This window comes from Arthrobacter sp. TJ-238 (assembly GCF_058269215.1).
Genome location: NZ_JBZCNH010000004.1, coordinates 328,539 through 340,786 on the forward strand (window position 1 = coordinate 328,539; position 12,248 = coordinate 340,786).

10 protein-coding genes are annotated in these 12,248 nt (G+C 71.1%); 5 read left to right on the top strand and 5 right to left on the bottom strand.

Annotated elements, in window-relative coordinates; all coding sequences use genetic code 11:
- The first annotated feature begins 81 nt into the window (after positions 1-81).
- Positions 82-1,317 carry an MFS transporter gene (locus AC4D2O_RS10425; RefSeq protein ID WP_490906997.1) on the top strand — a complete coding sequence of 412 codons (1,236 nt, stop codon included), beginning with the start codon at positions 82-84 and terminating at the stop codon, positions 1,315-1,317.
- A 169-nt stretch (positions 1,318-1,486) separates the two neighbouring features.
- Here AC4D2O_RS10425 and AC4D2O_RS10430 read toward each other — a convergent pair whose 3' ends face one another.
- The 3 genes from AC4D2O_RS10430 to AC4D2O_RS10440 all read right to left on the bottom strand — a co-directional run bounded on the left by AC4D2O_RS10430 (position 1,487) and on the right by AC4D2O_RS10440 (position 4,272).
- A complete protein-coding gene (locus AC4D2O_RS10430; RefSeq protein ID WP_490906998.1) occupies positions 1,487-2,080 on the bottom strand; it encodes a hypothetical protein in 594 nt (197 codons plus the stop codon).
- Positions 2,081-2,089: 9 nt separating this feature from the next.
- Entirely contained in the window at positions 2,090-3,238 is a 1,149-nt protein-coding gene (locus AC4D2O_RS10435; RefSeq protein ID WP_490906999.1) for a zinc-dependent alcohol dehydrogenase, read from the bottom strand.
- 143 nt (positions 3,239-3,381) lie between these two features.
- The gene (locus tag AC4D2O_RS10440) at positions 3,382-4,272 is read right to left on the bottom strand and encodes a phosphatase PAP2 family protein (RefSeq protein WP_490907003.1); all 891 of its coding nucleotides are present in this window, start codon (positions 4,270-4,272) and stop codon (positions 3,382-3,384) included.
- 102 nt (positions 4,273-4,374) lie between these two features.
- Here AC4D2O_RS10440 and AC4D2O_RS10445 point away from each other — a divergent pair, with 102 nt between their 5' ends.
- The 4 genes from AC4D2O_RS10445 (at position 4,375) to menD (ending at position 10,590) form a co-directional block, all read left to right on the top strand.
- Entirely contained in the window at positions 4,375-5,421 is a 1,047-nt protein-coding gene (locus AC4D2O_RS10445; RefSeq protein WP_490907008.1) for an o-succinylbenzoate synthase, read from the top strand.
- A gap of 123 nt (positions 5,422-5,544) precedes the next feature.
- Positions 5,545-6,345 carry a gamma-glutamyl-gamma-aminobutyrate hydrolase family protein gene (locus AC4D2O_RS10450; RefSeq protein WP_490907012.1) on the top strand — a complete coding sequence of 267 codons (801 nt, stop codon included), beginning with the start codon at positions 5,545-5,547 and terminating at the stop codon, positions 6,343-6,345.
- Positions 6,346-6,476: 131 nt separating this feature from the next.
- Complete coding sequence (locus tag AC4D2O_RS10455) at positions 6,477-8,594, top strand: PhoX family protein (protein ID WP_490907017.1); 2,118 nt, start codon at positions 6,477-6,479, stop codon at positions 8,592-8,594.
- A 130-nt stretch (positions 8,595-8,724) separates the two neighbouring features.
- Positions 8,725-10,590, top strand: a complete 1,866-nt coding sequence (gene menD / locus AC4D2O_RS10460) for a 2-succinyl-5-enolpyruvyl-6-hydroxy-3-cyclohexene-1-carboxylic-acid synthase (RefSeq protein WP_490907020.1) — start codon at positions 8,725-8,727, stop codon at positions 10,588-10,590.
- 6 nt (positions 10,591-10,596) lie between these two features.
- Here the strand turns inward: menD and AC4D2O_RS10465 are convergent, their stop codons facing one another.
- Positions 10,597-11,361 carry an amino acid ABC transporter ATP-binding protein gene (locus AC4D2O_RS10465; RefSeq protein ID WP_490907498.1) on the bottom strand — a complete coding sequence of 255 codons (765 nt, stop codon included), beginning with the start codon at positions 11,359-11,361 and terminating at the stop codon, positions 10,597-10,599.
- A complete protein-coding gene (locus AC4D2O_RS10470) occupies positions 11,361-12,146 on the bottom strand; it encodes an amino acid ABC transporter permease (protein ID WP_490907025.1) in 786 nt (261 codons plus the stop codon). Before AC4D2O_RS10470 ends, AC4D2O_RS10465 begins: the two co-directional genes overlap by 1 nt.
- Positions 12,147-12,248 lie beyond the last annotated feature (102 nt).

Here is a 12,248-nt window from a genome sequence, read left to right on the forward strand (position 1 = left end):
ATGGTACGAAACGTAGTGCAACCGCTTCATGCTGTCCAGAGCGGCACGACCGGCCGTCGCCCTCCCGACTAGGGTGGAAGAGTGCCCAAGGAAACCTTCGATCTGCGTGCGATCGCGGTAGGAGCCTACGGCCCGTCGCTTCTGTACGGGGTCTCCACCGGTGCCATCCTGCCCGTCATCGCCCTGACCGCCCGCGACCTCGGCGCCGATGTGGCCACTGCGGCACTGATCATCACCCTGTCCGGTATCGGCTCACTCGTCACCAACGTCCCCGCCACGCTGATCGCCACGCGTTTCGGCGAGCGGAAAGCACTCGTGGGGGCGGCGCTGTGGTGTGCGGCGGCGATGTTCCTGGCACTCGCCGCACCCACCCTCCCGGTGTTCGCCGCGGCCGTCTTCATGGTGGGTATGGCGGGAGCGGTGTTCGGCCTCGCGCGCCAGAGCTACCTGACCGAGGCGGTACCCCAGCACTTCAGGGCGCGCGCCCTGTCGACGCTCGGCGGCGTCACGCGCATCGGCGTCTTCGTGGGTCCCTTCGCGGCGGCCCTCGCCATGAGCCGGCTCGGGCTGGACGGTGCGTACTGGGTGGGAGGCGCCGCCAGCCTGGTCGCCGCCGCCCTGAGCTGGCGTGTCCCCGAACTCGAGGCGTCCGGTCGCACGGCGGACGGAGGACGGTCGGTCGCGGACGCCCCGGTACCGGCCCTGGCGCCGACCGTGCGGTCGATCATGCGCAGTCACAGGAGCATCTTCGTCACCCTGGGCCTCGGGGTGCTGCTCATCGCCGCGGTGCGGGCCACCCGCCAGGCGGTGCTGCCCCTGTGGGCGGAGGACATCGGGCTGGATGCCTCCGCGACCGCCCTGATCTACGGGCTCTCCGGAGCCATCGACATGCTGATCTTCTACCCGGCCGGCAAGGTCATGGACGTCAAGGGCCGCCGCTGGATCGCCGTTCCGTGCATGCTCATCATGGGCACCGCCCTCGCCCTGCTGCCCCTCACGGACGACGCCGTGGGACTGCTCCTGGTCGCGCTGCTGATCGGCTTCGGCAACGGGATCGGCTCGGGCATCGTGATGACGCTCGGCGCGGACCTGTCGCCCTCACCCGGACGTCCGCAGTTCCTCGGGATCTGGCGCCTGCTCACCGACACGGGGACCATGGGCGGGCCCGCGCTCCTCGCACTCGTGACGGCGCCGGCCACGCTCTCGGCGGGCATCTGGGCGACGGCGGTGCTCGGCTTCCTCGGCGCCGCGGTCCTCTGGTACTGGATCCCGCGCGCTGCACCCGGGTCGGCGGAGCCGGCGGTGACGCACAGCTGACGGACGGCGTGCCTGACGGCGTCGCATCACGTCGTCGAGCCCCGGCCGCCGCCACCAGTGCGTCGAAAGCGCCCACGGGGCGGGCGTCCGGCGACGGTGCCCATCGGACGTGGGCCCCGGCACACTGCCGGGGCGTGAACCAGGCGCCCGAAGGACCCGGAAGGCGACCTCAGCGCTGTCCGCGGCGCACGATCGCCCGGACCCCCAGGACACCCCCCGCCGCCGCAGCGACCCACGGCCCGGCCACGACGATCGGGTCGATCCACTGGTGGTTGACGTCCACACGCTTCTTGCCGAAGCGCGACGCGACGCCATGCCTGCGACCCTCGGACAGCACGCCCGTCTCGGTGATCGGGTTGTCCGGGCGCAACGAGGCGAAGGAGGCTGCGTGCGCCCCCCAGGCGTCCACGCGGTCGCCGAGCAACAGCAGCAGCCAGTGCGCCGCACGCCCCTCGCTGTAGCGGTAGGCGTAGCGCCTGATGCTGCCGGAGACACCGTGCAGCGGTGAGCTCGTGCCGAAGACGGGTGTCAGCTGACCGTGCTCGATCGAGCGCTCGCGGCCCTCCCCGCCGGGCTGCTCCTCGGGGTAGTCCCAGTGGGCCCCTGTGCTCCCGGGGTCGTAGACCTCGCGGGGATACGCGGGGCGGTCCTTCCGGTCGAGGTCGACTCCCCAGCCGGGGATCCGTGCGCGGAGCGCCTCGGCCGTGGGGATGTCCCTGGGCTTGTTCGCGACGTAGGGCGTCGAAGGCCCGGATGCGGCCATGGTGGTCTCCTAGCTGGGGTTCGCGATGATGAGCGGCTTGATGCAGTTGTCGAGCTTCGCCGAGAACATGTGGTACCCCTCGGCGATGTCCTCCAGGGGGATGCGGTGCGTCACGATGTCGTTCGGCTTCAGGTACCCGTTCTGGATGTGCTCGAAGAGGCGGGGCCACTGCCGCTTCACGGGCGTCTGGTTCATGCGGAGCGTCAGTCCCTTGTTGAGTGCATCGCCGAACTTGATCGCGCTGAAGATGGGGCCGTAGGCGCCGACGACGGACACCGTCCCGCCCTTGCGCACGGAGTCGATGGCCCAGTTCAGGGCGATGGGTGAGCCTCCCTGGAGCTTCAGCTTGGTGCCCGTGACGTGCTGGAGGAAGTTGCCGTCCGCCTCCGCGCCGACGGCGTCGATCACCACGTCGGCACCGAGGAAGTCGGTGGTCCTCTTCATCTCGACCACGATGTCGTCGTACTCCGCGAAGTTGAAGGTCTCCGCCTGCGCGAACGTGCGTGCCTTCTCGAGCCGGTACTCGAGGTGGTCGATGACGATCACCCTGCCCGCCCCCATGAGCCAGGAGGATTTCGCGGCGTAGAGGCCCACGGGGCCCGCACCGAAAACCACCACGGTGTCGCCCTCGGCGATGCTGCCGAGTTGCGCACCGAAGTACCCGGTGGCCAGGGCGTCGGTGAGCAGGACGGCGTCCTCGCTGTCCATCCAGTCCGGAATGATCGTGGGCCCGACGTCGGCGAACGGTACCCGCACGAACTCGGCCTGTCCGCCGTCGTACCCGCCGGTGGTGTGCGAGTAGCCGTAGATGCCGCCCACCGCCGTCGCGTTGGGATTCACGTTGTGGCAGTTCGAGTACAGGCCACGCGCGCAGTAGTAGCAGGAGCCGCAGTAGACGTTGAAGGGCACCATCACGCGGTCGCCGCGCTTCAGGTTCCGCACCGACGGCCCCACCTCCTCCACGACGCCGATGAACTCGTGGCCGAAGGTGTGGCCGATCCGCGTGTCCGGCATGAGTCCGTGGTAGAGGTGCAGGTCGGACCCGCAGATCGCCGCCGTGGTCACCTTGATGATCGCGTCGTTCGGGTGCTCGATCCTGGGCATCGGTTTCTCCTCGACCCTGATCTTGTAGGGCCCGCGGTACACCATGGCTCTCATCGATCGCCTCTTTCCGTCGCTGGTCCGGCCAGCGTCGCACCGTCTCGCCGGTGCTTCAACGGGTGGCGGGTCCGCGGAAAAGGGCGTGCGGAGCGGCCCGGGGGGTGTTACGGACGCGCTCCCACGGCAGCCGTCCTCCCGGCCTACGCCGCGAAGAGCCGGCCCGCAGCGGCTGCGAGGGTGAATCCGACGCCGATGATCCACATCAGGCCCCACCAGAAGAACAGTGGCACGCTCGCCGTCCCGGGGTCGGGCGCGGGGCCGATGGCCTGGACGGAGAGGTAGAGCACCCCGGACATGACGAGCCCCCCGAGTCCCAGCACCCAGCACAGCACCAGCCAGCCACGCGACGACGCCCAGTGGGCGCCGAAGCCCTCCCAGTTGTTCCAGTTCCCGCCCGTCCTCATCACGACGAGGCCGCCGAGGAGCGTCCACGTGCCGACCACGAGGAGGGCTGCGACCACGTCCGCGGGCCGGTGCCAGAGGTTGATGAAGGTGGCGGCCCCCGCGAGGACGGAGTAGGCGCCACCCAGGGCCGCCGCCGCAGGACGCCAGCGGGGCGTCGCGATGATGAAGACCGCGGCCGCGGCAGAGGCCGCGAGCGTCGTATGCCCTGACGGTAATGAGTTGAAGTCGAGCGTCGCCACGCCGCGGTCCGGCCGGTCGAAGACCACGTTCTTGAGGAGCTGCGTGGTGAGATTCGATGCCACGATGACCGCGACGGCCATCGCAGCGGCGCCGTACCGCCTTCGGTGGAGGGCGACGAAGAGGATGGCCGCGGCCGCGAGAACCACGGAGATGGCGGGCAGCGTGTCGAGGAACCGCAGGAACGGCAGCTGCGTGTCGGGCGCCGCCACGCCGGCCTCTCGCCAGGCGGATTCGTCCGCGAACTGGCCCGTGGTGGTGCGGACGAACGCCCAGTACGTCCACCCGAGCGCCACCGCGCAGGCCACGGCGGCCAGGACGAACAGCAGCGGTGAACGCGCTGCCCGGTCCGGTTTCGTGGTGGTTCGTTGCGACGACATCGTCTCCATGCTGTCACAGGATCCTCACCGTCCCCTGACCCCTCGCCGACCACTCACCGACCGCCTGCCGACCGCACGGCCACCGTCAGCGGCCTCCCGTAGCCTGAGGTCGTGTCCCAGCAAACGCCCTCCCCGTCCCCGTTGCCCCTGCCCGCCCTCGAGGAGCTGACCGCGTCGGCGCGCGTGGTGTCGGTGCCCATGCGTGTCCGGTTCCGCGGCGTCCTCGACCGGGAGGTCATGCTGGTCCGCGGCCCGGCCGGGTGGGGCGAGTTCAGCCCCTTCCTGGAGTACGACGACGCCGAGTCCGCCGCCTGGCTGGCGTGCGCCGTCGAGGCCGCATGGCACGGGTTCCCGGATCCTGTCCGTGCGTCCGTCCCGGTCAACGCGACCGTCCCCGCCGTCGGACCGGCGGGGGTCGAGGGAGTGCTGTCGCGCTTCGGGGCCGTGGGTGCGGTCAAGGTCAAGGTGGCCGAGAAGGGGCAGGGACTGGCGGACGACGTCGCGCGGGTCGCGGAGGTGCGGCGGCTCCTGCCCGACGCCGGGATCAAGGTCGACGCCAACGGCGGCTGGACCGTGACGGAGGCCCTCGAGGCCCTCGACGCGCTGGGTCCCTTCGGCCTGCAGTACGTGGAACAGCCCGTGGCGGACATCCCCGGACTGCGGACCGTGCGGCTGGAGCTTCGCCGTCGGGGGGAGGGGGTCCTCGTCGCCGCGGACGAGAGCGTACGGCGCCAGGAGGACCCGCTGCGGGTGGCGCGCGAGGATGCCGCCGATCTCCTCGTGATCAAGGCGCCGCCGCTCGGTGGAGTCCGCAGGGCCCTCGCCATCATCGACGCCGCGGGCCTCCCGGCGGTGGTGAGCTCCGCGCTGGACACGTCCGTGGGGATGCGTGCCGGGGTGGCCCTCGCCGCAGCCCTGCCGGAGCTGCCCTACGCGTGCGGGCTCGCGACGGTGTCCCTCATGGCGGGAGACATCACCCGGAGGTCGCTCGTGCCCGAGGGAGGGCACCTGCCGGTCCGCGACGTCGACGTCGCCGCCGACCTCCTGGACCGTTTCGCCGCCACCCCCGAGCGGACCCGGTGGTGGCTGGAACGCCTCGGCCGCACCCATGCCGTCCTCGCTGCAGCGTATCGTGGCACACCGGGCAGGGCGACCTGAGGGACCGATACGGGAACGTCACCTCCCCGAAACACGGGCACAACGTGGGCTGGATACGATTGCGGGCGACCAGAGATGGTCGCCGGCCCGTATGCAATGCATCCCCATGAGAGGAACACACCCTTGACACCTTCGGAGGTGCTTCCCCGCCCTGTCGTGGGACTGACGTCCTATCTCGATCCTGCCGTCACCGAGGGCTGCGGGACCGTCGAGGCGGCCTTCCTGCCCTCGAACTACCTCGCGCCCGTCCTCGCGGCCGGCGCCATCCCGGTCCTGCTCCCGCCCCAGGGGACCGACGGCGGCGTCGTCGAGCAGCTGCTGCCGAGGCTCGACGGCGTGATCGTCGTCGGCGGATGGGACGTGGACCCTGCCCGCTACGGCGCCGAGCCGCACACGGAGACGGACGCTCCCCACCGGCTCCGGGACGCCTGGGACGTCGCCGTGGTGCGCGAGGCCGTGCGGGCGGACCTGCCGCTCCTCGGCATCTGCCGGGGCGAGCAGATGCTCAACGTGGCGCTCGGCGGGTCGCTGCACCAGCACCTGCCCGATCTCGACGGCGGCGTCGTCCACCAGCTCGGGGACCACCGCTTCAACCCGATCCCGGTGGACCTCCGCCCGGGCTCGCGGGTGGCACAGGTGATGGGAGCCACCCGGCTCGACGCCGTCCCGGTCTCCCACCACCAGGCCGTGGACCGGTTGGGCTCCGGGCTGCTCGCCTCGGCATGGAGCGCCGACGGCGTGGTGGAGGCGGTCGAACTGCCGCACAACCGCTTCTGCATCGGTGTCCAGTGGCACCCGGAGCAGAGCCCCACCGAGACGGCCCTGTTCGACGCCTTCGTGCAGGCCGCCCGCGAACGGCAGCTGGCACGCTCCCTGCCGCTGCACCTCGACACGGCTCTGGAGGCCACCCTCCCGGCGAGCTAGGCGCACAGTGCGGGGCCGTTCCTGTTCGGACGCCGTTCACGCGGCGTTCACCGGGTGGCCCCTCGCCTGTTCAGGTGCCCTCGGCAGGGTGAGGACGAAGACCGTTCACCCTGTCGAGAGGTACCACCCCCATGACTGAAACCACGCGCCGGCTACTGCCCATGCTCGGCCACACCAAGGGCAAGCGGAGCGCCGTCACCTGTGCCCTCAAGTGTGACAACGCGTGCTCCGATGCCGTCTGCAACACGTCGGGCAACAACTACTTCCGCGACATCGTCTCGCGCGAATTCTCCCGCCGCAGCGCCCTCGGCGCGGGAGCGGCAGGAGCACTGACGCTCCTCGTCGCGGGCCAGACCGGAGCCGGCTCCGCACAGGCCGCTCCCGGCGGCGCCAAGGGAAGCGGGCTGGCCTTCGACGCGATCGCGCCGGTGGACGCGCTCGTGGACGACATGACGGTGCCGCAGGGCTACGGCTGGAAGCCCGTGATCCGCTGGGGCGACCCGCTCTTCAGCACCTCGCCCGCCTTCGACGCGAACAACCAGACCGCAGCCGCGCAGGCGCTGCAGTTCGGGTACAACTGCGACTACACCGATGTGCTCGAGATCGCGGAGAGCAAGGGCCGCCGCGCTGTCCTGTTCGCGAACCACGAGTACACCAACGAGAACATCATGGTGCCGCCGACCACGCCGGCCGCCGAGGTGCGCGGCATCGGGAAGGCCGCCCACGGGCTGACCGTCGTGGAGCTCGAGCGCAAGAACAAGAACAAGCCGTGGTCCTACGTGCAGGGCGCACCGCTCAACCGCCGGTACCTCACCACCACCCCCTACGAGGTCACCGGCCCCGCCGCCGGCTCCGACTTCCTCAAGACCAAGGACGACCCCGCCGGCCGCACCGTCCTCGGGACGCTCGGCAACTGCGCCGGCGGCACCACCCCCTGGGGCACCATCCTCTCGGGGGAGGAGAACTTCAACGGCTACTTCGTGGCCGCCGGCACGAGCGACGGCGACCGCCGCTACGGCATCACCAGCAGGCCCACGGCCCGTGGGTGGGAGATCGACGAGCCGCGCTGGGACACCCGCACCGCCGGCTACGAGAACGAGAAGCACCGGTTCGGCTACATCGTGGAGGTCGACCCCTTCGACCCCACCTCCACGCCGAAGAAGCACTCTGCCCTGGGCCGCTTCAAGCACGAGGGCGCGAACGTGACCGTCGCCGCCGACGGCCGGGTCGTGGCCTACATGGGCGACGACGAGCGCTTCGACTACCTCTACAAGTTCGTGTCGAAGAACAAGGTCCAGCCGGGCACCAGCCCCGCCGCACGCCGTGCCAACATGACGCTGCTCAGCGAGGGTTCGCTGTACGTGGCGCGTTTCCAGGGCAACTCGGTTGCCGAGATCGACGGCTCCGGCACGCTCCCGTCCGACGGCGCGTTCGACGGCGTGGGCGAGTGGCTGCCGCTGCTCATCGACAACACGTCCGTGGTCGCGGGCATGACCGCCGCCGAGGTCGCCGTCTTCACGCGCATCGCCGCGGACAAGATGGGCGCCACCAAGATGGACCGCTGCGAGGACGTCGAGCCCAACCCCCGGACGGGCAAGGTGTACGTGGCGTGCACCAACAACACCAACCGCGGCGTCGGCACCAATGCGCTCGCCGACGAGGCCAACCCGCGCACCGCGAACCGCGACGGGCACGTCGTCGAACTCACGGAGGCGGGCGGCAACGCGACCGGCACGCGGTTCACCTGGAACCTGCTGCTCGTCTGCGGCGACCCGGCGCGCAACCCCGCCACCTACTTCGCCGGCTACCCGAAGGACAAGGTCTCGCCGATCTCCTGCCCCGACAACGTGGCCTTCGACTCGGCGGGCAACCTCTGGATCTCCACGGACGGCCAGCCGAGCACGGTGGGTTTCGCCGACGGCCTGTTCAAGGTGGGGCTGGAGGGCGCCGAGCGCGGACGCGTGCAGCAGTTCCTCGCCGTCCCCCGCGAGGCCGAGACGTGCGGCCCCGTGATCCACGACCAGGACGGCAGCGTCTTCGTGGCGGTCCAGCACCCGGGCGAGGACGGCAGCTGGGCCGCGCAGTCGTCGATGTTCCCCGACTACGTGCCGCTCGGCGGCAGCCCCGCCCGGGGAGAGGCCCTCGTGCCACGCCCGTCGGTCGTCCAGGTGTACAGGGCGAACGAGGGACGCGACGAGGACCACAACGGCCGCGGGCGTGACCGCCAGAAGGGCAAGCCCCGCCGCTAGGCGACCCACGCCCGAGGCATCGACGAACGCACCCCCGCCTTCCGGAGGGGGTGCGTTCGCGTCGTGAGGCCGCGGAGGGAAAGCCCGGGCCGGAGCGGCGCGGGGGAGGCCGGGATGGAAGGATGGAAGCGTGACCGACCCCGTGACCGACCCCGTGACCGACCCGGCAGCACCTCCGACACCCCTGGACTCCGCGACCTCGGCTGCCCGGGCGGTCCGCGCCCTCGTGGCGGCCGGCATCGTCGACGTCGTCGTCGCGCCCGGATCGCGGAGCGCACCGCTGGCCTACGCACTCGCGGAGGCCGAGGCGGCCGGCCGGGTGAGGCTGCACGTGCGGATCGACGAGCGTTCCGGCGCCTTCACCGCACTGGGCCTCGCGCTCGGTGCACGGCGTCCGGCCGCGGTGGTGACGACGTCGGGCACCGCCGTGGGTGAGCTGCTTCCCGCCGTGATGGAGGCCAACCACGCGGCGGTGCCGCTCGTGGTGGTCTCCGCCGACCGGCCCGCCGAGCTGCGCGGCACCGGCGCGAACCAGACCACGGTGCAGCCGGACCTGTTCGGCGTGCACGTGCGTGCCGGTGTCGACGTCCCGGCCGGTGAGGATCCGGAACGCCTCGTGGAGGAGACCCTCCTGATCGCCGTGGGCGTGCCCGTGCAGGGTGCGCCGTCGCGGCCGCCGGGCCCGGTCCACCTCAATCTCGCGTTCCGCGATCCGCTCGTGCCCGAGGGCCCCGAGGGCCCCGAGGGCCCCGAGGGCCCCGAGGGCCCCGAGGGCCCCGAGGGCCCCGAGGGCCCCGAGAGCCCCGAGCGCCTTGAGGGACCCGAGGGCGATCGGCACACGGTAGTGCCCGGGGACGCGCCTGCGGATCCGGCGCGGAGTGGCGCCGCGGAGAGGGCAGGCATCGCTGCTACCGCCGGGACCGCGGGGGCCGCGGCGACGAGCGGGACTCCCCGCACCACGGACGGCAGCAGGACCGTCGTCGTGGCCGGGCACGGGGCCGGCGAGCTCGCCGCGGTGTTCGCCGCGCACCTCGGCCTCCCGCTGCTCGCCGAACCGTCGTCCAACGCACGCTTCGGCAGCAGCGGCATCGCCCCGTACCGGCTGCTGCTGGAGCACCTCGGCCCGGCGATCACGCGCGTTGTGATCTTCGGACGCCCCACCCTGTCGCGTCCCGTCGCCGCCCTGCTGGCCCGACCCGACGTCGAGCATGCCCTGTACCTGCCCGAACCCGTCGCGTGGTTCGAGGACGGGCGGCGTCCCGAGCGGATCATCGAGGGCCTGGCCGAACTGCTCGCGTTCGCCGGACACGGCGAGGACGGCTGGCTGCGGTCCTGGCGGGAGGCGGGCGCGGCGGCCGAGGCCGCGATCCAGTCCCTCCTCGCCGCCGAGGGGCACCTCACGGGGCTGCACGTCGCCGACGCCGTGTGGGAGCACACCGACGGCAACCTGGTGCTCGGCTCCTCCAATCCCATCCGCGACGTGGACCTCGTCGCCGCCACCGACTGGCATCCGCTGGAGGTCTTCGCCAATCGCGGGCTCGCAGGGATCGACGGCACCATCTCGACCGCCACGGGCGTCGCCCTCGCCGCGGGCATCCCGACACGTGCCCTGATGGGTGACGTCACGTTCCTGCACGACGTCGGCGGCCTGTTCCTCGGCAGCGGCGAAGCCCAGCCGGACTTGCAGATCGTGGTCCTCAACGACGGGGGCGGGGGCATCTTCGGGCTGCTCGAACACGGCGCGGAGACGACGACGGCGCGCTACGGGGCCGCCGTCGAGCGTCTCTTCGGCACACCGCACACCGCGGACCTCGCGGCCTTCGCCGCCGCGCACGGGCTGCCCTTCGAGCGGGTGACCACCCTCGACGCGCTGGATACGGCGATGGAGCGGCCCATCCTGGGCCGCTCCATCGTCGAGGTCCGCGCGGACCGCACCACCCTCCGGGACCTGCATGCGCGGATCCGGCAGGTGGTGGCGGACACGCCCACCCGGTAAGGGAACTCAGAGCACCTTCGAGAGGAAGAGCCTGGTCCGTTCGCGCTGCGGGTTGCCGAGGACGTCCTCGGGCTTGCCCTGCTCCACGACCACGCCGCCGTCCATGAAGACCACGCGGTCGCCGACCTCACGGGCGAAACCCATCTCGTGCGTGACGACCATCATCGTCATGCCCTCCCGGGCCAGCTGCTTCATGACCTCGAGCACGTCACCCACGAGCTCGGGGTCCAGGGCGCTGGTCGGCTCGTCGAAGAGCATCATGTCCGGGTCCATGGACAGGGCGCGGGCGATGGCGACGCGCTGCTGCTGGCCGCCGGAGAGCTGGGCCGGGAAGGCGTCGGCCTTCTCCGCGAGTCCCACCTTCGCGAGGTTCCCGCGGGCGATCTCCGTCGCCTCGGCCTTGCCCCGCCTCTTGGCGCGCTGCTGCGCGAGGGTGAGGTTCCTCAGCACGGTCAGGTGGGGGAAGAGGTTGAACTGCTGGAAGACCATGCCGATGCGCGTCCGCACGCCGTCGAGGTCCGTCTCACTGTCCGTGATGTCGACGCCCTCCACCATGACGGTGCCGCTGGTGGGCTCCTCGAGCCGGTTCACGCAGCGCAGCAGGGTGGACTTCCCGGAACCGGACGGGCCGATCACGCACACCACCTCGCCCTGGTCCACGTGGAAGTCGATGCCCTTGAGCACCTCGTTGCTGCCGAAGGACTTGTGCAGCGCCCGGATCTCGATCGCGGGGACTGCCGCAGCGCCTGTTGCCGGATGGGCCACAGGGATCACCGGCCTCTCTTGTTGTGTCGTTCGAGCTTCGCCACGAGCTGGGTGAGTGGAAGCGTGATCACGAGGTACAGCAGCGCGGCGACCACGAGGGGGGTGGCGTTGGCCTGGTTCGTGAGCGCATCACGCGCGAAGGTCGTCAGCTCGCGGTCGCCGATCGCCATGCCCGCGATGAACAGGAGCGAGGTGTCCTTGATGAGGATCACGAGCTCATTGGTAAGCGGCGGGGTGATGATCCGGAACGCCTGGGGCAGCACCACGGTCAGCATGGTCCATGCGGAGTTCATGCCGAGGGAGCGCGCTGCCTCCACCTGGCCCTTCGGGACGGCCTCGATACCGGCGCGGATGGTCTCCGCGATGTAGGCCGCGGACACGATGATCAGCGCGATCAGGCCGGCGCCGGCGTTGCCGCCGGGTGGACGCCACTGGAAGGCGATGGGGATCGCGTAGGCGAATCCGAAGATCACCAGCAGGGCGGGCAGCCCGCGGAACAGTTCGATGTAGCCGGTCGCGAGCCACCGGTACGGCAGGACCGGCGAGAGCTTCATGAGCGCGAGCAGGAGACCGAGCAGCAGGCCGCCGACGAACGCGATGGCCGTGTAGATGACGGTGTTCTTCGCGGCGATCGTGAGGATCTCGGGGAACACGGCCGCTGCGATGTCCGGATTGAAGAAGTAGGGCTGGATGGTGGCCCAGTCGGCGGACAGGATGATGAACAGGACGACGGCGGCGAACACCGCGTAGAGGACGCCCTGGATGAGGCGTCTGCGTGTCGATCGTTTCACGCGGAGGGACTACCTTTCTTCGGCAGGTGGAACCGGCGCGGGCCCGGTGTCCTCGGACATCCGGGGTCGCGTCTGATGGGCGGGGGTACTCCGCGAAATAGG